This window comes from Halomicrobium sp. HArcht1-1, from assembly GCF_058933285.1.
In genome coordinates this window covers 1-26,708 of sequence record NZ_JBZYDL010000002.1, presented here as the reverse complement: position 1 = coordinate 26,708, position 26,708 = coordinate 1, and the positions used below count along the sequence as shown (strand labels likewise).

Sequence of the window (26,708 nt, the reverse complement as noted above, 5' to 3'; positions counted from 1 at the left end):
GAGGGACGCGAGACGGATCCGGATGAACAATGGTTCGGATTTCCCGAGCAGTATCGAACGATCGGCAAAGATCCTCGGCGAGAGTCGCGAGAAACTGAGTAGATACGGAAGCTGACCGGCGCAAAAGGCCACAATTCGGCAGACACCGCTCGAAAACTCGCGGGAATACGCGGGATTTATACGCGCGCGCCGTCGACTCACGGACGTTATGGGACAGACGCTCACGGAGAAAATCCTCGACGATCACCTCGTCGAAGGCGAACTCACGCCCGGCGAGGAGATCGGGATCGAAATCGACCAGGTGCTGACACAGGACACGACTGGAACGCTCGTGTGGCTCCAGTTCGAAGCGCTGGGACTCGAAGAGGTCCAGACGGAACTGGCCGCCCAGTACTGTGACCACCAGACCTACCAGTTCGACTTCAAGAACACGGACGACCACCGCTTCCTGCGCTCGGCCGCTGGGACCTTCGGTGCCCACTTCTCCCGGCCCGGCAACGGTATCTGTCACAACGTCCACAAGGAGAACTTCGCCGCGCCCGGCAAGACGATGCTCGGCTCGGACTCCCACACGCCGACCCCCGGCGGCCTGGGCGAACTCGCGATCGGCTCGGGCGGCCTCGACGTGGCCGTCGCCATGGGTGGCGGTGCCTACTACATCGACATGCCCGAGGTCGTCAACGTCCGCCTCGAAGGCGAGCTGCCCGAGTGGGCGACCGCCAAGGACGTCATCCTCGAACTGCTCCGCCGGCTCTCGGTCAAGGGCGGCGTCGGCAAGGTGCTCGAATACACCGGCCCCGGCGTCGAGAGCCTGACCGTCCCCGAGCGGACGACCATCACAAACATGGGGACCGAGCTCGGTGCGACCACCTCGATCTTCCCGACCGACGAGCAGACCGAGGACTACCTCTCGCGCCTCGGTCGCGAAGACGAGTACGTCGAGCTCCAGCCCGACGACGACGCCGAGTACGCCGACGAGATCGTCGTCGACCTCTCGGACCTCGAACCGCTCATCGCACAGCCGTCCATGCCCGACAACGTCGTCCCCGTCGAGGAGGTCGAGGGCGTCGACGTCGAGCAGGTCATGATCGGCTCCTGTACGAACGGTGCCTACGAGGACATCCTCCCGGCCGCGAAGATGCTGGAGGATCGCAACGTCGACAAGAAGACCGAGATGATCGTCGCGCCCGGCTCCAAGCAGGCCTCCGAGATGCTGGCTCGCGAGGGCTGGACGGCGGAGATGATGGCCGCTGGCGTCAACTTCTCGGAAGCGACGTGTGGTGCCTGTATCGGCATCGGCCACGTCCCGGCTTCGGACTCGGTCTCGCTGCGGACGTTCAACCGCAACTTCGAGGGTCGCTCCGGTATCGAGGACGACTCCGTCTACCTCTGTTCGCCCGAGGTCGCCACCGCGGCGGCACTCAAAGGCGAAATCGTCGACCCGCGCAACCTCGCCGACGAACTCGGCGATCTGGACGCGCCGGGCATCGAGCCGCCCGACGAGTACATCGGCAACTCCGAGTCGGACCTCATCGCGCCCGACGAGGCCGTCGACGACGAGCTCATCAAGGGCCCCAACATCGGCGACGTGCCGCTGAAGGACCCGCTGGGATCGGACATCGAGGGTGAGGCACTCCTCAAGATGGAGGACAACATCACCACCGACCACATCATCCCGGCGACGGCGGACATCCTCAAGTTCCGCTCGAACATCGACAAGCTGAGCGACTTCACGCTCTCGCGTGTCGACGACACCTTCGCCCAGCGCGCCAAGGACAACGACGGCGGCGTCCTCGTCGCAGGCGAGAACTACGGACAGGGCTCCTCGCGCGAACACGCGGCCCTCTGTCCGATGTATCTCGGCATCGACGCCGTCCTCGCACAGAGCTTCGCCCGCATCCACAAGGCGAACCTCTTCAACTTCGGGATCGTTCCCCTGGAGATCGACGCGGACACCTACGAGCAGATCGAGCAGGGCGACGACGTCGAGATCGTCACCGACGTGGCCGACGCCATCCAGTCCGGCGAGACGGAGTTCACCATCCGTGTCAACGACGACTGGGAAGCGAGCGCCACGCTGGACGCCTCCGAGCGCGAGCGCCGGTTCCTCGCCTCCGGTGGCAAGCTCACCCACACGAAACAGCAGTACGAGGACGACAGCGGCGCGGCACCCGCAGACGACTGAAGCGAGGTTCTGAGCGTAGCGAAGAACCTCGTTATTGCGAGCGGGAACAAAGCGACACGCGAGCAGCGAGACGCCGAGCGCAGCGAGGGGTCTCCAACAGCCGAACGGCGCATGCGCGGCGCGTTGCGCCGCGATGCCGAGGCGGTGAAACCGCCTCGCACGCGCCGTGAGGCGAGCGAGGTTCTGAGCGTAGCGAAGAACCTCGCCCTCGTGATCGGAGCAGCCAGGAACCGCGTCCGATCGGGACGACACGAACCGCGCACATTTTTGTCGGAGTCCGGTGACGGGAAGCGACGGCCATGCGGCGACGAGACGCCCACGGATCGGTAGATCCCAACGCTTGTTGACCTCGCCGCCGCCTCGACACCATGGGCACGTTCCGCAGCGTCACCGAGGACGAACGGGCGACACACCAGCGAATTAAGGACCACGTCTGGGGCGACGGCGGCGTCCCCGACCCGGACGAGACGGTGCCGCGGGCGCTGGGCGAGCGGTGGGCCTACGTCGAAGACGGGCGGTTCCGCTCGATCTGTGCGCTGCTGGAGATCGACGTGCGTCTCGCGGGCGCGTGGCGGACGATCGGCGGGATCAGGGGGGTTCGTCACGCCGCCGGAACACCGCGGGCAGGGATACGGACGGCGACTCCTCCGTGCGGCCGTCGCGGAGTTCGCCGACCGCGGACTGTCCTACGCAGTCTTGTGGCCCGCGTCGATCGACTACTACCGGGAGCGTGGGTGGGGACTGGTCCACACCGAGACGGCCTACGCCTTCCCACCGGCGGCGATGGCAGATCCCGGCCCGGCGGGACGCTTCGAGCGCGTCGGACCGGACGACTTCGGACGCCTCGAAGCGGTGTGGGAGGCTGACGCCAGCGACTACGAGCTGGCGCTCCGACGAACCGAGCGGTGGTGGCGCGAGCGGGTGCTCGACGACGCGTGGGCCTACACCTGGACGCCGGACGAGGACGACGGGCCCGCGGGCTACGTCGTCTACAGGCTCGACCGCGACGCCGAGACGCTGACCGTCGAGGAGCTGGCCACCCGGAGCGAGCGGGCGCGCCGACAGCTGCTTGGCTTCCTCGAACGCCACGCTCCACAGGCCGACCGCGTGGAGTGGGCGTGTCCGCGGGAACGGCGGCTGCTCAGAGAGGCCGCCGACCCCGACGCCGTCGAGGCGTCGGTCGAGCCGGGAGCGAGCGGGTACGTCGTCGACGTACCGACGGCGATCGAGACGCTCCCCGCCGAGCGAGGGCCAGCCGAAGCGGTGACGGTGGAGGTGACCGATCCGCTCGCGTCCCGCAACGACGGGCAGTTCCGAGTCGAACCGGACCTGACGTGCCGGCGACTCGAACCCGGAGCGACGACCGACGAGCCCGGTCTCGTGGTCGACTCGGCCGTCCTGGCACAGTTGTACGTCGGAACGCTGTCGATCGAGACGGCGGCGGCCCGCGAGGTCGTCACTGCGACCGACGACGCCGTGGCTGCGCTGAGCGGGACGTTCGGGGCGCGAGACGTGTACGTGAGCGATTTCTTCTAGCGGCGAAAACGAAAGTGGGGTGGGATGGTTGGGGGGATGTGGGGGTAGCACCCAGTTGGGTGCGTTTACTCTTGCGTCCTTGATAGTTAAGAGCTTTTTGGCACGATGTGAGACGTACACGCCGGTCGCAGGAGCGAACATGTCCCGTGTCCCAGGACCAAAGAATAGAGGGTCTGTCGTACTACCGGCTGTACATCTGTGAATGATTTCGCCACCCCGGGTGGCGAAGCTCGTCACGAAGTGACAGCCGGCAGTATCAGTCACCGGGAACCCCGAGGCCGCCATCCATTAGTGAGCCCGCGACGTAGAGAGCGGCAGTGACGACCGTTCCCGACAGCGATACGGAGCCGCCGACGGTCCGTCCCGCGACGCGGTCGGACCTGCTGGCGGTCCATCGGATCGAGTCGGCCGCGTTCCCACAGCCCTGGCCGTTCTCCGCGTTCGAGAGCTACGTCGGCGAACCCGGCTTTCTGGTCGCCGTCGACGAACGCCACGACGAGCCCGAACTGCTCGGTTACGTCGTCGCCGACACCGTCCCCAACCACGGGACGCCGCTGGGCCACGTCAAGGACCTCGCGGTCGAGGAAGCGTACCGCGGGCAGGGGATCGGTCGACGACTGCTCCGGCGTGCCATCGACGTGCTCGAAGACGCCGGAACGGGCTCGGTCAAGCTCGAAGTCCGAGTCGGTAACACGGCCGCACGCTCGCTGTACCGGTCGTTCGGCTTCGAACACCGCCGGACGATCCCCAACTACTACGGCAACGGCGAGGACGCGCTGGTGATGATCCGGGCGCTGGAGCCGGAGTGAGACCGCGAGGAGACCGCCAACGCTTTCGCCCCCACCCGACGAACGCTTCGCATGGACACCGAGGCGACAGTCCTCGCCGAGCACGACGGCCTCCGCGTGGTCGGTGGGTACCCCGGTGCGAACGCGACCGACGTGACGATCGAAGACCGGACAGTGACACTCGCACCGGATCCCCGCGACGCCGGCCACGAGTGGTTCTTCTACTGGAACGTCACCGTCGAGAGCGATACCGAGCGGACGGTCGACGTCGCGTTCGATCGCGAGGTCGTCGGGCCCTGGGGACCAGCAGTCAGTCGGGACCGGCGGACCTGGTCGTGGCTCGGTGCCGACGCCACCGACGACCGGCGTGGCTTTCGCTACGGGTTCGGGGCCGACGAGCGGGCCGCGTTCGCGTTCTCGGTACCGTACGTCCGCGCGGACTTCGAGCGGTGGTGGAGCTCGATCGAGCAGCACGAACGCGTCCACCGGGAGCGGCTGACCACGACGGCGAACGGCCGAGCGGTGCCGCTCCTACGGATCGGCGATACAGCGGCGGAAACCCACGTCGTCGGCGCCTGCCGCCACCACGCCTGCGAGTCCCCGGCCTCGTACGCGCTCGAAGGGTGGCTCGGGGCACTGGCAGCGGACCCCCCGTCGGAGTGGTGCGCCCACGTCGTGCCACTCGTCGACCTCGACGGCGTCCAGCGCGGCGACCAGGGCAAGGCCAGACTCCCTCACGATCACAACCGGGACTACGGGCGCTCGAACGGCGTGCTCGGCGACATCGAGCCGCTGTACCCGACGACGGCCGCGATCACGGAGTACGTGGAGACCCTCGCGGGCGACGTCGCGCTCGCGCTCGACTTCCACTCGCCGTACAAGTGGGGCGATCCGCACGATCGCGTGTTCTTCGCCTGCTCGCCCGAGGACGCGACGGCGGCCGACCGGCGGTTCGCCCGATTCCTCGACGAGGCCTGTGATCGGACCGACGATACAATGGCGTTCGCGGCCGACGCGGGGTTCGCCGAGCCAGGTGGGCGAAGTGCCGGGTCGACGTTCACGGCGTTTCTCGACCGTGCCGGAGCCACGTCCTCGCGAACGCTCGAAGTACCCTACTTCGGGACCGAGGGGAACCGGGCGACACCGGACCGGTGGCGGGGGCTGGGTCGGGCGACCGACCGCGCGACGCGGCAGTTCGTCGCACCGATCGAGTGAAACGCCTATTGGTCCGGGTGTGCTTTCGTTCCGTATGGGCTATGCCTGCCCCGTCTGCGAGGAGCCACAGGCCGACGCCGGCCACCTGGCGAACCACCTCGCGTTCACGGCGCTGACCGGCGGCGGCGACCACGAGGACTGGCTCGACGAACACGTCCCCGACTGGGGGGACCACGGCGAAGACGAACTGGCCGCCGAGGTCGTCGAACTGGCCGCGGAGACGGAGTTCCCCTTCGAGGCCGGTGGCCACGACCACCAGCACGGACAGGGCCACGGCATCGATCCCCAGCAGGCCCGCGAGCGCGCCAGCGGGGAGCTCGACGACGAGGCAGCGAGATTCTCGAAGAAGCGCGCGAGATGACCGAGGCGATGCGAGAGGCGGACGCGGAGCGGTCCGAGTCGGCAGACGAAACCGAGTAGTCCCCGCCAGACCAAGCGGGGGTATGCACACCGAGGGGACGTTTCTACCGGAGACCGCCCGAGAGGCACGCGAGCGCTACGAGGCGCTTGGCTCGACGGCACAGGTCGTCGTCAAGGCCGTCGCCAAGTCGATGGCGTTCGACAGCGAGGAGTACGACGAGCGGGTGACCAGCGACGTCGTCGAGACGGCCCGCGAAGCCATGTTCGGCGAGGCCCTGCAGGTGCGAGTGGGTACCCGTGAGGCGTTCGACGAGTGGCGCGAGTCGGCCGACCACGAGGTCGAGGTCGTCGGTGCCGACAACGTCGAGAACGTCGCCTGGCACGCCCCGCCGTTCGCCGAGCAGGCCGTCGCGGCGACGTTCCAGGCGGAGGAAGCGGCCGCCGTCGCGACGCTGCGTCGACAGGCCGTCGCTCGGATCTACCAGGACGTGGTCTGATGCGGACGGTCACCCGGAATCTCCTGCTGGGCATCGGGGTCGTCCTGGTCCTCCTGCTCGCGCTGGGGGCAGCGCCGTCGCTGCTTCGCAGCGGCGATCCCTACTACGTGAGTGCGACGCCGGTCGGCGAGGTCGACGCCAACGAGACGAACGTCACCGCCGGACCGAACGCGACGGCCGTCGGTGGCGACACGCTCTCGGAACGGACCCACCCGTTCACGACGGCGGCCATCGCCGACGCGGGCGCGAATCAGACCGGCTACTCCGAACCCTACTGGCGAGGCCCCGTCGGGATCAAGGGCGCGTTCACGCACTCGCCGTTCGACGAACTGGCGGCGCTGCGCCAGCGCAACCCACGGGCGGCCGACGGCGAGTCGGTGCGGCTGGCACACAACGGGACGCTTTATCGTATCGGCGTCACACAGGACCGACCATGACACGCGAGCCGACCCACGAGTGGCCGATCGTCGACTCCGAGACCGAGTACGAGACTGGCTGGTACACCGGCGGCTACGATCGCGTCCAACAGCCAGACGGGAGCGAGAAGGCGTACTACTGGGCGGAGCTACCCGACGCCGTCGTCGTGGTCGCTCGCAGCGGCGACGAACTGCTCCTGGTCGATCAGTACCGGCCGACGATCCGCGAGCAGTGTCTGGAGCTGCCGGCGGGCATCGTCGAGGACGGCGAGTCCTACACCGAGGCTGGCCGGCGCGAACTCCGCGAGGAGACCGGCTTCGAGGCCGCTGGCGTCTCGCTGCTGGAGGAGTTCTGGTGTTCGACCGGCGTCCTCAGACACCGGCGAGGGATCGTCTTCGCCGAGGGACTGGAACCGGTCGAGCCGGACCTCGACGACAACGAGTTCCTCACAGTCACGACCGTCCCCATCGCGGACGCACTGGACGTGGCCCGCAACGAACCGGCCAACGACGCCACGATCGAGGGGATCTTGCTCGCGCGAGCGGAGGGGCTGTTGTGAGCGAGGAGCCACGAGATCCCTGGGACCGACCGGATCCCGAGTGGCCGGTCCGAGAGAGCGTCGTCGTCTGGGAGACCCCCTTCTTCGAGGCCGGCTACGACCGGGTCGAGCGGCCGGACGGAGCGCTCGCGGACTACTACTGGCTGGAGCCGTCCGACGCCGTCATCGTCGTCGCGCCGACCGAGGACGACGAACTCGTCTTCGTCGAGCAGTACCGCCCGCGGTTCCGGCTGCGGTCGCTGGGACTCCCCGCTGGCGGGATCGACGACGGCGAGGAACCCATCGCGGCCGCCCGCCGCGAACTCCGCGAAGAGACCGGCTACCGCGCCGAGGAACTCAGCTACGTCGACTCGTACGTCCCCTCCGGATGGACCCGCTACGTCCGGCACGTCTTTTTCGCGACGGGCCTGGTGGCGGGTGAGCCCGACCCGGACGAGGGCGAAATCATCGAGACCCTGACGGTCCCCGTCGACGAGGCCGTCGACGTGTTGCGGTCCCGAGAGGGGCCGGTCAACGGCTTCGCGCTCACGCCGATCCTGCTCGCTCGCGAGGACGGACTGCTGTAGTCGTCGGCGACGCACGCTCCCAGAACAGCCACACAGTGCAAGTATCGACCGTGAGGCGTAAGGGATCTCAGCACCCAGCGTTCGCTAATGGACGGGGAAATCGGCCACGAGGAGCTGGAAGCGATACTCGAAAACGGCACCGACGCGCGCGTCGTGGACATCCGTTCGCCCGGCGCGTACGAGCGGGGACACATCCCCGGCAGCGAGAACGTCCCGCTCCAGCAACTGGTCGACGACATCGAGCAGTTCGCTGGCGCGGAGCGGGTCGTGACGGTCTGTCCACACGGAAAGTCGAGCGTCCAGGCCGCGCGGCTGATCGCCTCCTACGAGGAGTTCTCCGGCCGAGCCGAGAGCTTCGGCCCCGGCCTGTCGGCGTGGGACGGGCCGATCGAGAGCGGACGCAGCGAGGCGGAGACGGCGGAGGAAGACGCGGGAGCGCCCGCCGACGAGGGGCCAGACGCGCCGTTCTAGCGCCGGCCAGTCAACGGCCGACTTATGTGTTCTGCCCGCCGTACCGTAGGCAATGACTGTTCGACACGACGGGCTCGCCGTCGAGTGGCTCGGCTACGCCACGATCCGGCTCGCGGGCGAGGAGACGGTCGTCTACTTCGACCCGGGACGGTACGGCGTCCTCACCGGCGAGTGGGAGCCCGACGAGGAGGGACTGAACCACCCGCCGGGACGCGACTACCGGCCAGAGGACGGGGACGTGATCTGTGTGAGCCACGTCCACCACTACGACCCCGACGGCATCGAGCGGGTGGCGAGCGAGGACGCGACCGTCGTCGCCTTCGAGGGGATCGACGGGCAGGACCGCGAGCGCGGGCTCGCGCCGATCACCGAACTACCCTACGAACTGCGGACGGTCGACGCGACGACGAGCCTCTCGGTCGACGGCGTCTCCGTCTGGTCGACGCCGGCCCACAACGAGCCGGACGGCCCCCACACGCGCCCGGACGGGACTCCCTACCACCCGGAGGGATTCGGCTGTGGATTCCTCGTCGACGTGGAGGGGACGCGGGCGTTCTGGCCGGGGGACACCGACGTGTTGCCGGGCCATCGCTCGGTCGACGTGTCGCTGTTCTGCCCGCCGATCGGCCAGCGGTTCACGATGGACCGCCACGAGGCCGCGGGGCTGGCCGCGACCATCGAGCCGAACCTCGTCATGCCGGTCCACTACAACACGTTCTCGACGCTGGCGACGGACTCGCGGGCCTTCGCGGCCGACGTGGCGGCCGCTGGCGTCCCGGTCGTACTCGACGAGCAGTGACCGCCCCTCGCGAGTCGAGAGTGGTGGCTCTGGTGAAAGCTCTCGTCAGAAAGGGCTCAGAGGGGGTAACGTTTCGTCATTGCCACCGACGAGGGGTAGCGGGTCACCGGTAAAAAGGCCAGCGTGTTCGAGAGCCGGCATCGACTCGGCGACGGTACCCGGTCGAGGAGTCTCGATACCCACAAGAGCCCGTCGAGACAGCCACACTATCGGCTACACGTCTTTCGAGGAGTTCGTTGGCTGGACGGGCCACGATCTTGTACCAGTGACAGCCGACAGTATCAGTTCTCCGGCGGTGCCAGCGAGACGAACTCCAGTCCCTTCTGTGCCAGGAGTTCGCGGGCACGGTCGGTGACCGACGGAGCGACGAGGATCCCCCGGATCTCGGCCTCGTCGTGGAGATCGCGCCCGAGCGCCTGGACGTACCGGTCGAGCTGTCCGACCGCGTCCGGTCCGACGCGCCGTCGTTTCAGCTCCACGACGACGGTCCGCCCGTCCGCGTCCTCGCCGTAGATGTCGATCGCACCGGCGGGCGTCGACCGCTCCGTCGCGAGCGGGGTAAACGCGGGTTCGAGGAGGTCGGGATCGTCGAGGATCCGCTCGCGCAGATCCGCCTCCGTGCCAGTCAGCGACAGGTCGGTGGGGTCGGTCACGTCGAAGACGCCGACGTGGGCCAGCGACTCGAAGGCGATCGCGAGCAGTTCGTCGGGCGAGGACCGCTCGCTCTCGACGACGAACTCGCCCTCGACCACGCGGACCGCGTGCTCACAGCCCGGCGGCTGCCAGTTGACCGGCTGCTGGCCCTCGTCGGTGTGGACCAGCGCCGCCCCGTCGGGTTTGAGCATGACGTGGCGGTCGCCCGGACCCAGCGTACTCGTCGCGCGTCCGTCGTAGTCGACCCGACAACGGCCAAACAGCGTCACCAGCGCTCCCGCGTCGATCCCCCGCTCGACGAGGTCACCGGCGGCGTCGACGTCCGGGTCAGACAGCGTCTCGGTCGCGTCCCCGTGGGTCGTCACGCTCGGCCGTAGTCAGTCGGGTCGTAAAAAGGACGCGTCGTCGATCGGGTACAGCGGTGCCAGTCGCGCGAGCGTCTCCCAGAGCGCACGGCGTGCGCGCTCCGGAGACAGTTCCCCGGCGTCGACAAGCTCGCCGAGTCGGTCCTTGGCGGTGACCAGCGTTCGACGGAGCCGGTCCTCGTCGGCCGTCGGGCCGGCGACGGCGAGGGGCTCACCGCCGTCGAGACCGAGCGGACAGACGAGGTAGGTGCTGGTCTCGTCGGCGGGTCCGACGACGACGAGAGACTCGATCGTCGGGTCGACGGCCGCCAGCACGTCGGCAGGGGCCAGCTGCCGGGCCAGCGGTCGCGGATCGACGCGTGTCCCGACGGCGTCGTCCCGGCTCGAAGCGAGGTCGAACTGGTGGGCGATCCGGTCGGGAACGGGCGGGACCCGTAAGCGGTCCCGTCGGCCACCGAACGGCGTCTCGGGCGTGATCGCAGCGGCCAGCCCCGTCCCCCAGTGTGCGTAGTGGAGACGGTAGCCGTCGCCGTCCCGGTAGGCGACCAGTGCGCGGTGTGCCATGGCGTCGCTGGGCGCGTGTTCGCTGATAAACCCGCGCCGCCGATCGTGACACTGAATGGCACAATCCTCAAGTACGTACCCGTCGTAGTCGTACGTATGTTGGGGACCGAGTGGGTGTACGCCGCGATCGCGGGCCTGCTCTTCGCGCACCTTCTGACACTGCTGTATGCCTACCGGTCGAGCCGATCCGAGCCGGCCGCCGACGGCGTGTCCGACACCTCGTCGGTCGAAGTGGCCGATCGAGCCGACCGGAGCGTCTGTCGGTGCCCGGAGTGTGGCACCGAAAACGACCGTGCGTACCGCTTCTGTCGGCAGTGCGTCGCCGAGCTACCGAGTGCGCGGCTCCACGTCGAGCACCCCAGCGAGCAACAACAGCCCTACTGATACGACCGGCTGTACATCTGTGAACGATTTCGCCACCCCGGGGTGGCGAAGCTCTTCACGAAGGTACAGCCGGCAGTATGATCGCCGTCCCGAAAGTGGCGCTCCGGGCGAATCCGAGCCCCGCGTCAACACACCGGTCGCGGGTCCAGCCCCATGGTGTCGAGACGCTGGGCGTAGTCGTCGTACGCGACGGCGATCGTCTCGGCGGCCGCCCGCTGGGCGCGGTCGGGCTCGACTCCGAGTGCGACCACTAGCGCCGCGCCGTCGTCGGCATCCTCGCCGTGGGACGACCGGACGGTGCGACACGCGTCGGCCGTGGCGTCGTCGCCCTCGTTGACGAAGAAGTTGATCACCTGGAGGGTCGTCCGATCACCGACGAGACCGGTCGCGACCAGCGCACCCGCCCGCTCGGCGTCGGCCGCGAGCCCTCGCAGGTGTTCGACGACCGGCCACGCCGTCTCCGTCGGCGGCTCGTCGAGGTCGGCCGAGAGAGTCCCGTATCGTGTTGCCGCGCGCTCGCTGGCCCGTTCGAAGGCGTCCGCCGCCGGGCTGTCTGCCTCGCCGGCCCACGCGTCGAAGACCGCTCGACGGCCCGCCTCGCGTCCGGACAGCGTCGCGCGGACGGCGGCAGGTTCGAGATTCGCGTCCGTCGCCGCGAGCAGTACCTTCTCCGAACCGAGCCGGTCGAGTTTGGTCGCGCTGTCCGCACGGACCCGCTCGACGAACGTGTCGGCGTCCATACCGGAACGACGCGTCGACACACCTTAACCTCGGGGCCCGTGTCACATCTTATCACTCGTGGGGTCGTACGCACGGCTATGTCCGAGTCCTTTCCCGACCCACCGGTCGAGCCGTCGACGATCACCCCGGAGACGCTGGCCGGACGGCTGGCCGACGGCGAGGCGGTTCGGTTGCTCGACGTGCGCGACCGCGACGAGTACGAGCGATGGCACATCGCCGGGCCGTCGGTGACGGCGACACAGCACTCGTTCGCGAAGGCCCTGCAGGCACAGGTCAGCGGGTCGGTCGACGAGCTGGCCGCACAGGTCGCGGGCGAGGGGCCGATCACCGTCGTCTGTGCCCGCGGGGAGGCGAGTGCCTACGTCGCCGGGCTGCTGACGGAGGCCGGCGTCGACGCGCACAACCTCGCGGGCGGGATGGACGGCTGGGCGCGCGTGTACGAGGCACACGAACTCGACGCGGACGAGGCGACGATCGTCCAGTACCAGCGACCGGCCTCGGGTTGTCTGGGCTACCAGATCGTCGCGGACGGCGTGGCGGCCGTCGTCGATCCGCTGCGCGCGTTCGCCGATCGGTACGCCGCGGACGCGACACGACGGGACGCGACGATCGAGTACGTGATCGACACCCACGTCCACGCTGACCACGTCAGCGGCCTGCGGTCGGTCGCGGCGGCGACCGGCGGCGAGGCGCTGCTGCCCGCGAGAGCCCACGAGCGCGGCGTCGTCGACGACATCGGAACGCTTGCCGACGGCGAGACGCGCAGCCTGGGCGAGACGACGCTCCGGACGGTCGCGCTGCCGGGCCACACGACGGGGATGACCGGCATCGCGGTCGGGGACGTACTGCTGACCGGCGACAGCCTCTTTCTGGAGAGCGTCGCCCGCCCCGACCTCGAAGCGAGCGACGACGCGGCGGCGTTCGCCCGAGAACTGTACGCGACGCTGACCGAACGGCTGGACGCGTTCGACGACGAGACACTGATCGCGCCGGGTCACGTCGGCGAGCGAACGATCCGGAACGACGACGGCAGCTACGCGGCGACGCTGGGCCAAGCTCCGAGAACGGCTGTGGGCCTTCGCGGTCGACGAGGCGACGTTCGTCGAGCGCGTCACGGAGAACGTCCCGCCGCGTCCGGCCAACGCCGAGGCCATCGTCGCAGCCAACCTCGGCCGACGGACGCCGAGCGACGACGACGCCTTCGAGTGGGAACTGGGGCCGAACAACTGCGCCGCGACGGCGGATTGATCGGGGTCGTCGTCGGTCCGTACCGGATCGATGGCAGACGATGTGCGGTCCCCGGAAACGACGACACTGGAGCCGTATAGCAGGGCTACAGCGAGAAGCGACGCCGGATCACGTCGACGAGTGACTCCTCGTCGGTCGGTTCGTGCTCGCCGACGACGCCCGACCGGGGCGAGAAGACCGTCCGCTCGCCGTCCCGTGTCACCTCGATGAGCGTGTCCGCCTTCAGTTCGGCGAGGGCGTCCTCCAGGTGGTCGATGTCGGCGTCGACCCGCGACCGGAGTTCGAAGACGGTCATCCCGTCCTCGGGGCGATCTGCGAGGGCATCCAGCACCGCGACCTGCGTGTCGGGACGGTCGCGGTACTCCGGTTTCGCTCTCATACCGGGAGATAGTCGTGGAACCCCCTTGTGTTTGTCCCCGAGCGAGAAGTCGGGCGGGCAACTCGCAGTCGTCCCAAGCAGTAGGCTTATCACTCGGAGCGGGCCATGTCGTGACAATGGGTCTCAAATGCTCCGTGCTTGGGCACGCGTACGGAGAAACGACTGTCGAGCGCGACCGCGAAGAGCAGGGTAGCGAAGTCGTCATCACGATCCGAGAGGTCGAAACCTGCGAGCGGTGTGGCACCGAGCGCGTCGTCTCCGAGAACAAGGAGGTCACGGCGATCGAAACACCCGACGACGTCGAGACGACCGAAGAGACGGCGGCGTCGGAGGCCGAAGCGACGACGCCGGACGCCGAAAGCGAGTCCGAGTCCGACGGGGCCGAAGCGAGCGAGCCGTCGGACGAGGAGCCCGACGACACCGAGGACGTTCCGGCGGCGGGCGAAGAGCTGTCGGCCTCGGAGATCGTCGGCGGCGAAGAGACACCATCGACACCCGAGGCAGAGCCCGATACCGGCGCGGAGATCATCGACGCCGAATCCGACGAGCCGGTGTCCGAGGAGGCCGTCGACGAGGAACTGGCCGACCCCACGGTCGACCCCGAGATCGACGAGCAGGACGGCGACGAGCAACTGGGCAGCGGGTCCTCGGCCGTCGATACCGAGGAGATCGACGCGGACGACCCCGACGCCGACGACGCCATGATCATCGACGAGGACGACGACGATCCCGTCGAGCAGGGCGGCCGCCAGCCCGGCGAGTGGCCCGAAGAGCCCGACACGGGCGACGACGAGTGGCAGCCCGACACGATCGGGACGATCGACGAGGACGACGAAGAGCAGGCCACGGAGACGACGACGCTGACCGTCCCCGACGGCCAGTTCCGCTGTCCGGAGTGTGACTTTACGACGCTGGTCGAGTCCTCGTCGCTGCGGCGTGGCGACTTCTGTCCGGAGTGTCACCGCGGCACACTCGTCCACGAGCCAGAAGACGAAACGCGAAAAGAGTAAGGCAGGGCCAGCACAAATCGACTTCTATGCGAGAGTACAAGATGCGACGCGGCGAGCACCTCGAAGATCGGGTTCCCGACATGGAGGCGTTCGTCGAGGACTACTTCGGCGAAATCACCGACACGCAAGAACGCAAGGAGCGACCTGCTGGTCGTCGACGACCCCGACAATCCGGTCTTCGATCGCGTCGTCGCCGGCACCGTCGAGTACAGCGGCAAGAAAGACAAGCTCGCGCTCCACATCGACGAGCGCGACGCCGAGGACGTCATCGCCGAGGGCAACGCCGACGCGGCACAGGAGGCCGTCACGGCCAAGAACGACTTCCTCGAAGAGGCGACCGGGCGCGACGCCAAGGCCCGCCGAGACTCGATGAAACGCTCCGTCGAAGACGACGCCGAAAAGCCCGACAGCGTCTAAGGACTCTTCTCAGCTCGTCGCACGCTATCGATCGGTCGCGGACAGCCACGCTGCCCGTCAGGTTCAAGTACTCCCGTGCCAAAGTGTACCATACGCCACGCCCGGAGGCGATCGAGAAGTATCCGGGTCACAGCGCACAGAGCGCGTGCGTGGCCGGCTGGCGCGGGTAGGGCCAGCCCGCCACGGCCCTGTCATAGTTTGGGGCGTCGCCCGTCGATCGGGGGACGCTCTTTCTCGTCGCTCGCGAGTCCCTGCCCTGGCCCGCGAGCAGATCACTCGGTGAGCCCGTAGCCCCGTTTGAACAGCGCGAGGTCGACGGCGAGGACGGCGACGGCGGCCCCGGTGAGCACGAGCAGCGAGGTCGTGGGCTCGATCTCGGTGACGCCGATCATGCCGTACCGGACGCCGTTGACCATGTACACCATCGGGTTGAACAGCGAAACGGTCCGCCACAGCGGCGGCAACACCTCCAGCGAGTAGAAGACTGCGCCGAAGAACACCAGCGGCCGGAGGATGAACTGGTTCATCACCGTCAGGTAGTCGAAGTCGCTGGCCCACAGCCCGCCGATCACGCCGAGTCCGCCAAACAGCGTCGTGATGACCAGGACGAACGCGATCAGGTACAGCGGGTGAGCCACCGAGACCGACGTAAAGACCAGCCCGACGCCGACGATCAACAGCGAGGTGACGATCCCGCGCAGTGCGCTGGCCGAGACGTAGGCGGCGACGACGCTGCGATGGGACATCGGCGAAGTCGTGACGGCCTGGATGTACTCGTTCCAGCGGCCGTGGAAGATCGTGAACGACGCGTTCTCGAAGCTGTCCGAGATCGCGCCGAGGACGACCAGGCCCGGCAAGACGAACTGGATGTAGCTGACGCCCGCGATCTCGCCGATCCGGCTGCCGAGGATGACCCCGAAGACGGCGAAGTACAGCGCGTTCGTGATGATCGGCGGCAAGAAAGTGTTGTACGGCCGCCTGACGAACCGCAACACCTCCCGGCGGACGAGCGTCAGGAGTTGCGTGGCGGTTCGATTCACGCGTCGACCTCCATCTCGACCTCGGTGTCGCCGCCGTGGTCCGCCCGCGTCATGTCGACGAACACCTCTTCGAGGGAGGCCCGGCGCACGTCGAGCGACGTGACGGTGTGGCCCGCCCCTTCCAGTTCGCGCATGATCGCCGGGGCGAGGGAGCTCTCCCGCCGGCCGCGGAGACGAGCAGCGTCTCGTCTTCCATGCGGGCGTCTCGCGCGCCCTCGACAGAGAGGGAGGGGGCGGTCGCGGGCGGCGATTCGAGGCCGATCTCGACCGTGTCGGTGCCCCGTTCCATCAGCTCGTCGGGGGTCGCGACCTCGACCTTCCGGCCGTCGTCGACGATCGCCACCCGGTCACAGAGGCGCTCGGCCTCCTCGATGTAGTGGGTCGTCAGCAGGATCGTCGTCCCGCCGTCGTTCATGCGGTTGATGATCTCCCAGAGGTCGTGGCGCAGCTGTACGTCGACGCCCGCCGTCGGCTCGTCGAGGATCAGCAGGTCTGGGTCCGACACCAGCGCGCGGGCGAGCATGAACCGCCGTTTCATCCCGCCGGAGAGCCAGTCGAAGCGAGTGTCGCGTTTGTCCCAGATGCCGACGGTCTTCAGGGCGTCCTCGGCCCGTTCCTCGGCCTCGGCCTCGGGGACGCCGTGGTAGCCAGCCTTGTGTTCGAGGACCTCGTGAATCGGGAAGAAGCGGTCGACGTTGTACTCCTGGGGGGGCGAGCCCGATGGCGTCGCGTGCCTCGCGGTAGTCGGCCTCGACGTCGTGGCCGAAGACCGTCGCCTCGCCGCCGTCGGCGTCGACCAGTCCGACGAGCGTGTTGATGAACGTCGTCTTCCCGGCACCGTTCGGTCCGAGCAGGCCGAAGAACTCACCGGACTCGACCGTCAGCGAGAGTCCGTCCAGCGCCTGCACGTCACCGTAGCGTTTCGTCAACTCGCGGGTGCGAATTGCGGGTGCAGTCATTACCCTCACCAGTCGTTCGAGGCGGTTAAGGGGCGTGAAACGCTCGGTGGCGTAGATCGTACGCGACAGAACGACGGCGAAAGGAAGAGCGAGTTACTGGCCGAGACGTTCGCGGCTGATCCCGACGCCGGCCGGCGTGATGATGGCTGGTCGTCGTCTTTCTGGACGATGTCGCCCCCGACCTCGTTGACGACCCGTTTGAGTTCGTCGGTGATGTGTTCCATCGTGCGGTCCTGCGTGCTGTGGCGCGTGATGTCGGCCACGACGATGTCGCCGTCGTAGACGGCGTCTTTGATCTCGACGACGTCCTGTTTCTCGCCGATGCGTGCGATTCGGACCTGTCGGTCGACCTCGACCGCGTCGTCGAGGTCGTCGGCAGACAGTTCGACGTAGTCCTCGGTGGCCCGCGAAGAGCCCGACTCGCCCAGTATCTTGCTCATCAGTCCCATACCCACTGTGGGGGTCGCCGGTGGTTTAGGCTTTACGTCAGACGGAACGATTCGGCCACCGAGATATCGCCCGACCGCTTTTGCCGGTCGCGACCAACAGGGGCCTGTGACCTTCAGCATCTGCGTCCGAGAGGAGTACACCGACGAGGACGACGACGAACAGACCCGCTTCGGCGTCGCGGTGACGACCCGACTGGCCGCGGTCGGGACGCTGTGTCCGTTCGTCAGCGAGAACGGCGCGGTCGCGACACAGAGCCGCGTCAACGTCGACCTCGGGCGACGCGGGATCGAGTACGTCGACGACGGGCTGGCCGTCGAAGATGCCTTGCAGTCGCTGCTCAACGCAGACGACGGCGAGCCCGAACGACAGCTCCACGGCGTCGACGCCGACGGGGAGTTCGCCTTCTCCGGCGCGGAGTGTGGCGAGTGGTTCGGCCACGAGATCGGCGACGACTACACCGTCGCGGGCAACCTGCTGACCGGGGCCGACGTGCTCACAGACACCGCCGCGGCCTACGAGGACGGGCGCGACGGCGACGCGCCGCTGGCCGAGCGGCTGATCGATGCGCTCGAAGCGGGCCACGCGGCCGGGGCGACAAGCGCACGGAGCTACAGGTCCAGAGCGCGGCCCTGCTGGTCGCGACGACCGAAGACCGGCCCGCAGATCCCTACTACGACGACCTGCGAGTCGACGCGACCGAGACGCTGATCGAGGACCTGCGCGAGACGTACGAACTGGCCAGAGAGAGCTACGAGCAGGCGCGCGAGAGCAGAAGAGACAACGGACGACGAGGACGAGAGTCCCGACGAAGAGACGGACGGCAGCGGGTCGTGATCGGTGGCCGGTCGGACGACGGCGTCAGGCCGACTCGGCGGCCTCGTAGGTGACCTGGACCTGTGCCGTCACCGTGACCGGTCCGCTTGTCGATGTCGGTGCTGGCACCGTCTGTGGCCGCGGTCGCCGTCGCCTCGGCGGCGTAGGGCCGGTAGCCTCGGTCGACGGTCGTGACGGTCTCGACGCCCTCGATCGTCAGGTCCGCCCGCTCGGCGATCGTCGTCGCCTTCGTCCGGGCGCGGTCCATCGCGCCCTCCAGGGCCTGTTCTTCGCTCGTCACGGCGGTCGGCCGACAGCGTGAACTCGACGTTGTCGACATTGTTCGCCCCGTTGGCGACGGCCGTATCGATCACGGAGCCTGCCTTGCTGGTGTCGTTGACAGTGATCTCGAAGGACTGGCGGGCGACGTATCGGGGCTCGGGATCCTCTTCTTCGGCGGGCGGGCGGCGGTAGTCCTGCCCGATGTCGTAGCCGTTGGTCCGCACCTGTGCGCCCTCGACGTCGGCGAGGGCATCTCGAAGCTGGGTGACGTTGTCGGCGAGTTGCTGTCGAGCGGTCGCGGCGTCGCCGGCGCGGGTCTCGACGCCGACGCGCACGACGGCCTGGTCGGGCTGGGCGCTGACCGCGCCGGTCGCGCCCACGTCGACGGTTCGGTTGTCGGTGGCGGCTGTCTGTGCGCTGTCGCCGGCACCGAGCGCGCCCGTACAGCCACTGAGGAGCACGAGCGTCGCCAGCACGGCGATCGCGGGGATTGAACGTCGCATACACGGTCACCGACGACCCCCACCTTCAAAGCCCTCGGGGACGGTCAAAACGCCGTTTGAACGATCAGCCGGCCTGGTCGACGGTGACGAAACGAACCTCCGTCGTCACGTCGCGGTCGGCGATCCGGTCGGCCACCGCGTCGATGTCGTCTGCGAGCGTCGGGAACGCCTCGCCGGGCGGGACGCCGACCGTGACGACGACGCGGGTCGGCTGCTGGAACACCGCGGTGTTGGTCTGCTGGACCTCGATCTCCAGCAACGTCGCGCCGGCCTCGGCGACGATCCCGCCGGCCTCGGCCCGGATCTGCTCTTCCGTGTTTGCCCGCTCGAACGTATCGAGCGTGACACCGCCGAGAAACGCCGAGAGGACCAGGATAGCGACGACGAGCACGCCGATCCGGGAGGCCGTTGCGCTCTTTGCCTCGTCGGTCCGGAACCACTGGCTCGGCTGGTACCCCTTGTACCACAGCACGACGAGCGCCGCGAGGTTGATCGAGAGGACGTTGACGGCGAGCAACACCGCAGAGCCAAGCGAGACCAGTGGCTGGCCCCACGCCATGCCGATGCCGACCGTCGCAGCCGGCGGGATCAGCGCGACGGCGATCATCACCCCGACCAGCGCGGTCGAGACGCCCGACGAGAGGCTGACGACGCCCGCGACCCCGCACCCAGCGCGACCACCAGCGAGAGGAAGTCCGGGGCGACGCGCTCGCGGATCTCCGGGATCGACGTGACGTCCGCGAGCGGCGGGATGAGGTGGACCGAACGCACGAGGAAGGCAAAGAGGCCGGCGCTGACGACGGCCAGCACGAGCCCGATCAACTGGAGTTTGACGCCCCGTCGGAACATCTCCTGGTCGTCCATGACGGTACCGACGCTGGTCGCCATCGCCGGGCCGATCAGCGGCGCGATCACCATCGAGCCGACGACGACGGCGGGCGAGTCGAGCAAGAGCCCGGCCGTCGCGATCAGCGCGCTGACGACCGTCATGACGACGTACGTCGAAAAGGCGGGTGCCATGTCGCTGGCTCTGGCGGTCAGTTCCTCGCGAGCGATCCGGTCCTCGTCTTCTTCCTCGTCGTACCGCTCCTGGAGTTCGTCGAACTGGCGGGAGATGACGGTGTTGGCGTCGACGATCACCGTGTACCCGTCCTCGTCGATCCCGACCGCTCGGGCTGTTCGAGCACCGGCTCGACGGCCGCACTGGGCAGCGGGAAGTACGCGACGCCGGTGTACTCCCGACCGCTCGTCTCGTCGTTGACGACGTAGTCGATCCCCTCGTCGTCAAGAGCTTGGAGGATAGCGTCGCGCTTGCCCGCCGGTATCGTGACCTGTACGAGTCGCACGTCACCTGCTGTGAGCCCGAGGAGCAAAAGACGGTGGGGTCCGCGCGTCGAGAGCGAGTGCCGTGGGCGTCTAGTTCCCGTAGCGGTTCCGCATGTCGAGTGCGTCGACCAGCCGGTGTTCTGTTCGAGGCTGTCCATCTGCGTGCGGAATTCGAGGTGCAGCGTGTCGAGCATCACGTCGACCAGATCGTCGACGGGCCAGTCGTACTGGCTGGGGCCCGTGACGTTCCCGTAGGTCATCGAGAACTTCTGGTTGGGGTAGAGGACCCGGTACATGTACGGGTTGTCGTGGTGGGTGACCCGGATGCCGTACGCCGACAGCGGCGCGTCGGTCCCCTCGAAGGGACCCGGCTTGGCCCCGTCGGGCAGCGCCACCTCGATCACGTCGCGCTGTGGGTGGCCCACCGAGAAGTTCTTGCGCTGTGCGTTGTCGTACGAGAACTGGTCCAGCCCCGTGGCCTCTTTCGACGGCGCGACGTACCACATGATCGCACCGTCGATCAGCAGCGGCACCTCGGTGCGGTTCTCGAAGATCAGCGACGTGTCGAACAGCCAGCCGTCGCCGTGGAGTTCGGCAGTCGCCTCGACCGGGGCGTTGGCGGTGAAGCCGTCGCCGAGGGTCTCGCCCGTGACCGGGTGGACCTTCTCCGTCGTGGCCTCGATAATCGGGTTGTCGCTGTTGTTGTACTGGCTGTCGCTGACGCCGCTACTCCACTCGACCCGATCGGGCTGGAGGTAGTCGTCGTCGAACCGCTCGCCGCTGGGCCAGGCGTCCTGGATCAGCACCGAGGGATCGTTGTCCGGCGACACCGGCCCGGCGTCGGCGGTCAGGCCGCCGTCCCGTCCGCCGCCGTCGTTGAACGGGATCGGTTCGGTCTCCTCGGGCAGTCCGACCACCCAGGGCATGATCCGCGCGTTGTTCTCTCGGGGCACGCCCGCCGCGTCGAACTGCTTGACCAGTTCGAGCCCGCGGTCGCCGAGCGAACCGAGTTGCATCGAGCCGTCCCCGGCGTTGTTCTGGATCGCGTCGACGTCGGCACCGTACTCGCTGGCGTCGCCGTTCGCTCGTTTTTGAGCAGTCCCTGGACGCCGCCTTCGGTGTACTCCGGATTGAAGTCCTCGTCGTACGCGGGGTAGAACTCTTCGAGCGTGGTCTCGGCGGTGACGTCGCTGCCGTCGCCGACCTGGACCGTCGTCGTCGTGGTGGCGGTCGCGCCGCCGTCGTCGGTGACCGTCGAGCTCGACGGAGTAAGAGCCCCGCTTCGGCGTAGGTGTGGCTGGCCGTCTCGCCGGTGGCCGTCGAACCGTCGCCGAAGTCCCACTCGTAGGAGGCGATCGAACCGTCCGGATCGGCCGACTCCGAGGCGTCGAAGGTCGCTTCCTCGCCGGGTGACAGCGAGGCGGGATCGACCGAGAACGACGCCGTCGGCCCCTCGTTGACGGAGCCGACCGTGATGTCGGTGCGGGTCACCGCCGACGCGCCGCCGTCGTCGGTGACCGTCAGCTCGACAGTGTACTCGCCCGCCTCGGCGTAGGTGTGGCTGGCCGTCTCGCCGGTGGCCGTCGAACCGTCGCCGAAGTCCCACTCGTAGGACGCGAGCGAGCCGTCCGAGTCCGAGGACTCTGAGGCGTCGAAGGTGACTTCCTGGCCGGGGTCCGATTGGCCGTATCGACCGTCAGGCCCGCCATCGGCGGGGCGTTCCCGTCGATCGCGAGGTCGCCGACCATCGACTCCGGATGGACCGTACAGATGTACTCGACCATCTCCTCGGTGGCCTCGAACTCCAGGGTGCGGCTCTGGCCGTCCTGGCCGACTCGCTCGGTCGCCAGTGCTTCCTCGCCCGCGGCGTTGCGGATCACGAGGTCGGGGGATCCCGTCGACGTTGTTGTAGGTGAACGCGTAGGACTCACCGGCGGTCAGCGAGATCGTCGGGTTCCGCTCGCCCTCGATGGCTGCCGGTTCGACACCGAGCCAGCCGTCGATGCTGCTGTCGATCGTGATCTGGGTCGGGTTGTCGGCGTCGCTGACCGACACCGTCGTCGCCGTGCTGTCGGTCGCGCCCGCGTCGTCGGTGACCGTCAGCTCGACGGTGTACTCGCCCGCCTCGGCGTAGCCGTGGGTCGCCATCTCGCCGGTGGCCGTCGAGCCGTCGCCGAAGTCCCACTCGTAGGACGCGATCGAGCCGTCCGGGTCCGAGGACGCAGAGGCGTCGAAGGTGATGTCCTCGCCGGGTGCGGGCGTGCTCGCGTCCGTCGTGAACGACGCCGTCGGCGTCTCGTTGCCCTCGCCACAGGCACCCTCGTTCTCCCAGGGGCCGTACTCGCTTGCGCCGGGTTCGTCACCCGAGGTCCACCAGCTGGCTTCCCACAGATCGCCGTCGTGGGTGACCTGATCGCCGCCGCTGTAGGTCCCGTCCGCGTCCCAGGCGTCGACGCCGTCACAGCTGCCGCCGTCCGAGCCGGACGCAGAGACCGTGACGGTGGTGTCGTTGGAGTCGCTGGCACCGTCGTCGTCGGTGACGGTCAGCGAGACGGTGTAGTCGTCCGCCGTCTCGTAGGTGTGGGTGACGGACTCGCCGGTCGCCGTCGCGCCGTCGCCGAAGTCCCACTCGAAGCTCGCGAGCGAGCCGTCCGAGTCCGAAGAGTCGGCCGCGTCGAAGCTGACCGTCTCGCCCGTGGCGGGCTCGGCCGGGTCCACGGTGAACGTGGCGTCGGGTGCCACGTTCGATCCCTCGCCGACGGTGACGGTCTTGGTCGCCGTGGCCGGTGCCTCGTCGTCTCGGACGACCAGTGTGACCGTGTACTCGCCCGCTGCGTCGAAGCTGTGCGTGACGGTCTCACCGGTGGCAGAGCCCCGTCGTCGAAGTCCCACTCGTAGGACGCGATCGAGCCGTCCGGGTCCGACGACGCCGACGCGTCGAAACTGACCGTCTCGCCCGGCGCGGGCGAGCGGCCGTCGATCGTGAACGACGCCGTCGGCTCCTCGTTGTCCTTGTCACAGTCGTGCTCGCGGGTCCAGGCCCCGAGGTCGGCGTCGGGTTCGCGCTGGGTCCACCACTCGGCGGTCCACAGCGCGCCGTCGTAGACGACCTGATCGCCGCCGCTGTAGGTTGCGTTCGAATCCCAGTCGGGCGCGTCGCAGTGGCCCGAGTGTGCTGTTGCGGTCGGCTCGCACCGAGTGCGAGCGCCGACAGTGCCGATGCTTTCCGTAACAGATCGCGTCGTGTGTGTCTCATAGTATCCCCAAACTGCGTGCTGATTCCGTTGCGATGCCCCCAACCAACCATCAGATTCTTCGAACAGGAGCCTTGATTCTATCGTCAGCTACGGGATATTTCCATATATAGATTTATCACTAGTGCACCTACTAGTTTAATTAATTCGTGCTGAGACGTGGCGTCGGCTTCGGCAGCCGGCCCGTCACCTCACCGCTCGACGCCGGCCGGGCCGGCCGCGAACTCGCCGCGGGCCGGTTCGGGGACGTAGTCGGCGAGGTCGGCGTCGTCGAAGTCGACGCGTTCGCCCCGCTCGGCCGCGGTAGGAGGGGCCGCGACGAGTTTCGCCACGTCCAGTCCGTCCCGAAGGCGTGCGTTCTCGCCGGCCCGGAACGCCGAGACGACGTGCTCGTTCTGGTCCAAGTAGCCGTAGGTCGCGCCCTCCGGGAGGACCGGCATCTGCCCGCGGTCGGCGGCCTGCTTCTCGACGACGTAGCCCGCTCCTCCGCGGCCCGGTCCGAGAAGAACACGTCGGTGCCCGATTCCAGCGTGTTGATGGTCCCCGAGTACTCCGGGCCGAGCAGTTCGATCGTGATGCGCAGTCCCGAGCCGACGAAACACCAGGAGTTGGTCGCCTCGCCGACGACGAGGTCGCCCTCGGGGGTCTCGTAGAAGACGCTCGCGGAGGCGTAGTCCTCGCCGGGCGACTCGTGGTAGTCCACGTCGTACTCTTCGGCCAACTCGGCGGCGTAGTCGTCCCGTCCCCACTTCAGCGTCGAGATGTCGCAGGTCACCGCGATCGGTTCCAGATCGTCTTCGCCGGGCCGACTGAGGAGGTGTCTGTTGACCTTGTGGGAGTGACACATCATGTCCGAGAGGACGCCGCCGCCCTGCCGTTCGGGGTCCCAGAACCACGAGGAGTGAGGGCCGGGGTGTTCTTCGGCCGAGCGTGCGAGGTACGGTCGCCCGGCACCCTCGGCGGAGTCCCAGAGTAGCTCCTTCATCCGGTCGACGCCGGGCATGTACACCTGGTTTTCGAGGTAGGCGTGGTTCAGGTCGGTCCCCTCGACCAGGTCGACGATGCGCTGGGCCTCGCCGACGGTGCGGGCGAGCGGTTTCTCCATGGCGATGCCTGCGAGGGTCGGCCCCTGCCCTGCTGGACCTCCTCGACGATCGCTTCGACCGTCTCGACGCGGGTGTGGTTGGGCGAGGTCACCCAGACCGCGTCCACGTCCTCGTGGGCCACCAGTTCGCGCACGTCGCCGGTCGCGATCGGGTCCCCACTGCCGGCCTCGCGACAGGCGTCCGCGACCGCCTCGGCCTTGCTGACCGTGGGATTCATGACCCCGTCACGTCCGCGTCGCGAATGCGTTCGAAGGTCGCCGCGTGGAACTCCCGCGTGATGAAACCGGCACCCACGAAGCCGACGCCGAGTCTGTTCGTTGCCATGGCACACGGTACGACGGGGCACGGTAAATAGATTCGTTCGATAGTCCAAACAACGGTGGCCGTACCCTACAGGTCGACGGATCGTGACACCGACGCCTCGGCGATCTCTTCGGCGGTGACCTCGCGGCCCTGTTCGGCCGAGAGGTAGATCCCCTCCATCACGAGCATGGAGTTGAGCGCGATCTCGTCGGTCCGGATCTGGTCGACCTCGCCGCGGACGGCCGCGACGAAGTGGTCGTACTGGTTCGGTCGCTCGTCGACCTCGTAGCCGCTCTCGCCCCGGATCAGTCCGTGGCGGGCCTCGAAGCCGTCCACGTCGATCTCGACGGTGGTCTCGTAGTCGTTCATCGTCGTCAGGAGTTCGACCGGACCGAAGGGCGATCCCGCCCTTGCTGCCGACGACGACGCCGCGCTCGTCGGGCTGGTAGGAGTGCCAGGCGGCCCGCACTTCAAGGCGAGAGCCGTCGGCGAGTCGAGCAGCGCCGGTGCCGGCGTCCTCTACGTCGTGGCCGGACTCTTCGAGACGCTCTCGATAGAGATCGGCGTTGTCGCCGGTCGCTCCTCGCTGAGGCTGTCCTCAGTGTAGTCGAACGTCTGGCCGTTGACGCGCTCGACGGCGGGATTGCCAAGCAGGTAGAGGTTGCGACCGATCCCTGTAGGTGCCGATGTCGAAGACCGGCCCGCCGCCGGCCGACTCCTTCGAGACGAACGCGGGCGTGCCGTAGCCGTCGACGTAGGGCGGCCGCGCCGCCGGGAGTACACCGACCGAGCGAAGGACACGTCGCCGAGATCGCCCGACTCGACGAAGGTCCGTGCCGCCTGTGTCTCCGGCGTCAGCAACTCGACGTTCTGGACCGCCAGGAGCTTGTCGGCCGCCTCGGCCGCGTCGACGATGTTCTTGGCGTCGGAGTAGCTGCCGGCCAGCTTCTCACAGAAGACGCTTGTCGGCCTCGAAGGCGGCGACCGCCATCGGCTCGTGGAGGTTGTTGTGGACACAGACGTTGACTACGTCGATCTCCGGATCGTCGAGCATCGCCTCGAAGTCCTCGTAGACGTCCGGAATCCCGAACTCGTCGGCCAGCTCTCCCGCGGCCGCCGTGTCGATGTCCGCGATCGCCTTGACGGTCGCGCCCTCGACGCCGCGATACTTCTGGATGTGTTCTTCGCCTCGATTCCCCGCGCCGATGATGCCGATGGTAACTGTCTCCATGATGGTGTTCGTGTCCGACTCGACCGCCACTCGTCGCGACGGCGGCCCGGCGATCAACTGCGAGTATCGAGAGTATCATCGAAGATACTGTTAAATCCACCGATGAGAACAACAGCAGGTGTTAATCCGATCGCTGGCCGGGACGAGTAGCCCGGTCGTTCGCGACCGGCGAGGATTTCAGGCTCCGCCGTCTACCGCGGGTATGTTCGAACAGCGACCGAACCGGGACAGCGAGATCGTCCTGGTGGGCCGGTCCAACGTCGGCAAGTCGACGCTGATGCGCGAG

Annotated in this window: 23 protein-coding genes and 10 pseudogenes; 17 read left to right on the top strand and 16 right to left on the bottom strand. The window is 68.0% G+C overall.

All coding sequences use genetic code 11. The annotated features are described in order from the left end of the window. Window positions 1-208 precede the first annotated feature (208 nt). The 11 genes and pseudogenes from AC5FRZ_RS16075 to AC5FRZ_RS16025 all read left to right on the top strand — a co-directional run bounded on the left by AC5FRZ_RS16075 (window position 209) and on the right by AC5FRZ_RS16025 (window position 9,393). The gene (locus AC5FRZ_RS16075; RefSeq protein ID WP_493565110.1) at window positions 209-2,185 is read left to right on the top strand and encodes an aconitate hydratase; all 1,977 of its coding nucleotides are present in this window, start codon (window positions 209-211) and stop codon (window positions 2,183-2,185) included. Window positions 2,186-2,716: 531 nt separating this feature from the next. Beyond that, entirely contained in the window at window positions 2,717-3,721 is a 1,005-nt protein-coding gene (locus AC5FRZ_RS16070; RefSeq protein WP_493565109.1) for a GNAT family N-acetyltransferase, read from the top strand. Between the two features lie 317 nt (window positions 3,722-4,038). Continuing rightward, the gene (gene rimI, locus AC5FRZ_RS16065) at window positions 4,039-4,530 is read left to right on the top strand and encodes a ribosomal protein S18-alanine N-acetyltransferase (RefSeq protein ID WP_493563557.1); all 492 of its coding nucleotides are present in this window, start codon (window positions 4,039-4,041) and stop codon (window positions 4,528-4,530) included. A gap of 51 nt (window positions 4,531-4,581) precedes the next feature. Next, window positions 4,582-5,724 carry a M14 family metallopeptidase gene (locus tag AC5FRZ_RS16060; RefSeq protein ID WP_493565108.1) on the top strand — a complete coding sequence of 381 codons (1,143 nt, stop codon included), beginning with the start codon at window positions 4,582-4,584 and terminating at the stop codon, window positions 5,722-5,724. 34 nt (window positions 5,725-5,758) lie between these two features. After that, window positions 5,759-6,144, top strand: a pseudogene (locus AC5FRZ_RS16055) (DUF5810 domain-containing protein). A gap of 23 nt (window positions 6,145-6,167) precedes the next feature. After that, window positions 6,168-6,581 carry a DUF5809 family protein gene (locus AC5FRZ_RS16050; protein ID WP_170092814.1) on the top strand — a complete coding sequence of 138 codons (414 nt, stop codon included), beginning with the start codon at window positions 6,168-6,170 and terminating at the stop codon, window positions 6,579-6,581. Further along, window positions 6,581-7,018 (top strand): hypothetical protein, encoded by a 438-nt coding sequence (locus tag AC5FRZ_RS16045; protein WP_493565107.1) that lies wholly within the window; start codon window positions 6,581-6,583, stop codon window positions 7,016-7,018. The genes AC5FRZ_RS16050 and AC5FRZ_RS16045 overlap by 1 nt, the downstream gene beginning before the upstream one ends. Continuing rightward, window positions 7,015-7,557: an NUDIX hydrolase gene (locus AC5FRZ_RS16040; protein ID WP_493563558.1), complete on the top strand. Its 543-nt coding sequence runs from the start codon at window positions 7,015-7,017 to the stop codon at window positions 7,555-7,557. The genes AC5FRZ_RS16045 and AC5FRZ_RS16040 overlap by 4 nt, the downstream gene beginning before the upstream one ends. Then, window positions 7,554-8,123, top strand: a complete 570-nt coding sequence (locus AC5FRZ_RS16035; RefSeq protein WP_493563559.1) for an NUDIX hydrolase — start codon at window positions 7,554-7,556, stop codon at window positions 8,121-8,123. Before AC5FRZ_RS16040 ends, AC5FRZ_RS16035 begins: the two co-directional genes overlap by 4 nt. Window positions 8,124-8,210: 87 nt before the next feature. After that, complete coding sequence (locus tag AC5FRZ_RS16030) at window positions 8,211-8,594, top strand: rhodanese-like domain-containing protein (protein WP_493565106.1); 384 nt, start codon at window positions 8,211-8,213, stop codon at window positions 8,592-8,594. Window positions 8,595-8,646: 52 nt separating this feature from the next. Next, a complete protein-coding gene (locus tag AC5FRZ_RS16025) occupies window positions 8,647-9,393 on the top strand; it encodes an MBL fold metallo-hydrolase (protein ID WP_170092819.1) in 747 nt (248 codons plus the stop codon). 281 nt (window positions 9,394-9,674) lie between these two features. Here AC5FRZ_RS16025 and nucS read toward each other — a convergent pair whose 3' ends face one another. Both nucS and AC5FRZ_RS16015 read right to left on the bottom strand, forming a co-directional pair. After that, entirely contained in the window at window positions 9,675-10,412 is a 738-nt protein-coding gene (gene nucS, locus AC5FRZ_RS16020) for an endonuclease NucS (RefSeq protein ID WP_493565105.1), read from the bottom strand. A gap of 12 nt (window positions 10,413-10,424) precedes the next feature. Next, window positions 10,425-10,976 (bottom strand): DUF6735 family protein, encoded by a 552-nt coding sequence (locus AC5FRZ_RS16015; RefSeq protein WP_493565104.1) that lies wholly within the window; start codon window positions 10,974-10,976, stop codon window positions 10,425-10,427. 96 nt (window positions 10,977-11,072) lie between these two features. Here AC5FRZ_RS16015 and AC5FRZ_RS16010 point away from each other — a divergent pair, with 96 nt between their 5' ends. Then, window positions 11,073-11,360: a DUF7577 domain-containing protein gene (locus AC5FRZ_RS16010; RefSeq protein ID WP_493563562.1), complete on the top strand. Its 288-nt coding sequence runs from the start codon at window positions 11,073-11,075 to the stop codon at window positions 11,358-11,360. Between the two features lie 125 nt (window positions 11,361-11,485). Here AC5FRZ_RS16010 and AC5FRZ_RS16005 read toward each other — a convergent pair whose 3' ends face one another. Beyond that, entirely contained in the window at window positions 11,486-12,100 is a 615-nt protein-coding gene (locus AC5FRZ_RS16005) for a transcription antitermination protein (protein ID WP_493565103.1), read from the bottom strand. A gap of 78 nt (window positions 12,101-12,178) precedes the next feature. Here AC5FRZ_RS16005 and AC5FRZ_RS16000 point away from each other — a divergent pair. Further along, window positions 12,179-13,349 (top strand): annotated as a pseudogene (locus AC5FRZ_RS16000) (MBL fold metallo-hydrolase). 85 nt (window positions 13,350-13,434) lie between these two features. Here AC5FRZ_RS16000 and AC5FRZ_RS15995 read toward each other — a convergent pair. Then, window positions 13,435-13,728: a DUF6432 family protein gene (locus AC5FRZ_RS15995; protein ID WP_170092825.1), complete on the bottom strand. Its 294-nt coding sequence runs from the start codon at window positions 13,726-13,728 to the stop codon at window positions 13,435-13,437. A 116-nt stretch (window positions 13,729-13,844) separates the two neighbouring features. On the opposite strand from AC5FRZ_RS15995, the gene AC5FRZ_RS15990 reads away from it, so the two are divergent. Next, window positions 13,845-14,738 (top strand): DUF7093 family protein, encoded by an 894-nt coding sequence (locus AC5FRZ_RS15990; protein WP_493563565.1) that lies wholly within the window; start codon window positions 13,845-13,847, stop codon window positions 14,736-14,738. A 26-nt stretch (window positions 14,739-14,764) separates the two neighbouring features. Beyond that, a pseudogene (locus AC5FRZ_RS15985) lies at window positions 14,765-15,155 on the top strand (DUF5611 family protein). A gap of 272 nt (window positions 15,156-15,427) precedes the next feature. Here AC5FRZ_RS15985 and AC5FRZ_RS15980 read toward each other — a convergent pair. The 3 genes and pseudogenes from AC5FRZ_RS15980 to AC5FRZ_RS15970 form a co-directional block, all read right to left on the bottom strand. Beyond that, on the bottom strand, window positions 15,428-16,195 hold the full coding sequence (locus tag AC5FRZ_RS15980; RefSeq protein WP_015761596.1) for an ABC transporter permease: 768 nt from the start codon (window positions 16,193-16,195) through the stop codon (window positions 15,428-15,430). Next, window positions 16,192-17,154, bottom strand: a pseudogene (locus tag AC5FRZ_RS15975) (ABC transporter ATP-binding protein). The gene AC5FRZ_RS15980 and the pseudogene AC5FRZ_RS15975 overlap by 4 nt, the downstream one beginning before the upstream one ends. 93 nt (window positions 17,155-17,247) lie before the next feature. Continuing rightward, window positions 17,248-17,603 (bottom strand): annotated as a pseudogene (locus AC5FRZ_RS15970) (cell division protein SepF). 106 nt (window positions 17,604-17,709) lie between these two features. Between AC5FRZ_RS15970 and AC5FRZ_RS15965 the strand changes: the two are divergent. Further along, window positions 17,710-18,438, top strand: a pseudogene (locus AC5FRZ_RS15965) (DUF1028 domain-containing protein). A 148-nt stretch (window positions 18,439-18,586) separates the two neighbouring features. Here the strand turns inward: AC5FRZ_RS15965 and AC5FRZ_RS15960 are convergent. The 9 genes and pseudogenes from AC5FRZ_RS15960 to AC5FRZ_RS15920 all read right to left on the bottom strand — a co-directional run. Next, window positions 18,587-18,685 (bottom strand): annotated as a pseudogene (locus AC5FRZ_RS15960) (SIMPL domain-containing protein); the annotation flags it as partial. Between the two features lie 94 nt (window positions 18,686-18,779). Then, window positions 18,780-19,202, bottom strand: a pseudogene (locus AC5FRZ_RS15955) (SIMPL domain-containing protein); the annotation flags it as partial. A 64-nt stretch (window positions 19,203-19,266) separates the two neighbouring features. Then, a pseudogene (locus AC5FRZ_RS15950) lies at window positions 19,267-20,548 on the bottom strand (TIGR00341 family protein). Between the two features lie 70 nt (window positions 20,549-20,618). After that, window positions 20,619-23,784, bottom strand: a pseudogene (locus AC5FRZ_RS15945) (PKD domain-containing protein). Window positions 23,785-23,924: 140 nt separating this feature from the next. Further along, window positions 23,925-24,887 carry a Gfo/Idh/MocA family protein gene (locus tag AC5FRZ_RS15940; protein WP_493565102.1) on the bottom strand — a complete coding sequence of 321 codons (963 nt, stop codon included), beginning with the start codon at window positions 24,885-24,887 and terminating at the stop codon, window positions 23,925-23,927. Continuing rightward, the gene (locus tag AC5FRZ_RS15935; RefSeq protein ID WP_493565101.1) at window positions 24,815-25,105 is read right to left on the bottom strand and encodes a hypothetical protein; all 291 of its coding nucleotides are present in this window, start codon (window positions 25,103-25,105) and stop codon (window positions 24,815-24,817) included. The genes AC5FRZ_RS15940 and AC5FRZ_RS15935 overlap by 73 nt, the downstream gene beginning before the upstream one ends. 173 nt (window positions 25,106-25,278) lie before the next feature. Then, a complete protein-coding gene (locus tag AC5FRZ_RS15930; protein ID WP_493565100.1) occupies window positions 25,279-25,560 on the bottom strand; it encodes a Gfo/Idh/MocA family oxidoreductase in 282 nt (93 codons plus the stop codon). Between the two features lie 150 nt (window positions 25,561-25,710). After that, window positions 25,711-26,208, bottom strand: a complete 498-nt coding sequence (locus AC5FRZ_RS15925; protein WP_493565099.1) for a hypothetical protein — start codon at window positions 26,206-26,208, stop codon at window positions 25,711-25,713. Further along, on the bottom strand, window positions 26,141-26,422 hold the full coding sequence (locus tag AC5FRZ_RS15920) for a Gfo/Idh/MocA family protein (protein WP_493565098.1): 282 nt from the start codon (window positions 26,420-26,422) through the stop codon (window positions 26,141-26,143). The genes AC5FRZ_RS15925 and AC5FRZ_RS15920 overlap by 68 nt, the downstream gene beginning before the upstream one ends. 202 nt (window positions 26,423-26,624) lie before the next feature. Between AC5FRZ_RS15920 and AC5FRZ_RS15915 the strand changes: the two genes are divergently transcribed. Continuing rightward, a partial coding sequence (locus tag AC5FRZ_RS15915; protein WP_493565133.1) for a GTPase occupies window positions 26,625-26,708 on the top strand: 84 nt, incomplete at its 3' end.

Bases quoted from the DNA above. Each gene is read 5' to 3' on its own strand.
- AC5FRZ_RS16050 (WP_170092814.1), top strand. From the start codon at position 6,168: ATGCACACCGAGGGGACGTTTCTACCGGAGACCGCCCGAGAGGCACGC.
- AC5FRZ_RS15935 (WP_493565101.1), bottom strand. From the start codon at position 25,105: ATGAATCCCACGGTCAGCAAGGCCGAGGCGGTCGCGGACGCCTGTCGC.
- AC5FRZ_RS15940 (WP_493565102.1), bottom strand. From the start codon at position 24,887: ATGGAGAAACCGCTCGCCCGCACCGTCGGCGAGGCCCAGCGCATCGTC.
- AC5FRZ_RS16030 (WP_493565106.1), top strand. From the start codon at position 8,211: ATGGACGGGGAAATCGGCCACGAGGAGCTGGAAGCGATACTCGAAAAC.
- AC5FRZ_RS15990 (WP_493563565.1), top strand. From the start codon at position 13,845: ATGGGTCTCAAATGCTCCGTGCTTGGGCACGCGTACGGAGAAACGACT.
- AC5FRZ_RS16010 (WP_493563562.1), top strand. From the start codon at position 11,073: ATGTTGGGGACCGAGTGGGTGTACGCCGCGATCGCGGGCCTGCTCTTC.
- AC5FRZ_RS16005 (WP_493565103.1), bottom strand. From the start codon at position 12,100: ATGGACGCCGACACGTTCGTCGAGCGGGTCCGTGCGGACAGCGCGACC.
- AC5FRZ_RS15930 (WP_493565100.1), bottom strand. From the start codon at position 25,560: ATGAACGACTACGAGACCACCGTCGAGATCGACGTGGACGGCTTCGAG.
- AC5FRZ_RS16060 (WP_493565108.1), top strand. From the start codon at position 4,582: ATGGACACCGAGGCGACAGTCCTCGCCGAGCACGACGGCCTCCGCGTG.
- AC5FRZ_RS16045 (WP_493565107.1), top strand. From the start codon at position 6,581: ATGCGGACGGTCACCCGGAATCTCCTGCTGGGCATCGGGGTCGTCCTG.
- AC5FRZ_RS16075 (WP_493565110.1), top strand. From the start codon at position 209: ATGGGACAGACGCTCACGGAGAAAATCCTCGACGATCACCTCGTCGAA.
- AC5FRZ_RS16040 (WP_493563558.1), top strand. From the start codon at position 7,015: ATGACACGCGAGCCGACCCACGAGTGGCCGATCGTCGACTCCGAGACC.
- AC5FRZ_RS16015 (WP_493565104.1), bottom strand. From the start codon at position 10,976: ATGGCACACCGCGCACTGGTCGCCTACCGGGACGGCGACGGCTACCGT.
- AC5FRZ_RS15920 (WP_493565098.1), bottom strand. From the start codon at position 26,422: ATGGAGACAGTTACCATCGGCATCATCGGCGCGGGGAATCGAGGCGAA.
- AC5FRZ_RS16025 (WP_170092819.1), top strand. From the start codon at position 8,647: ATGACTGTTCGACACGACGGGCTCGCCGTCGAGTGGCTCGGCTACGCC.
- AC5FRZ_RS15995 (WP_170092825.1), bottom strand. From the start codon at position 13,728: ATGAGAGCGAAACCGGAGTACCGCGACCGTCCCGACACGCAGGTCGCG.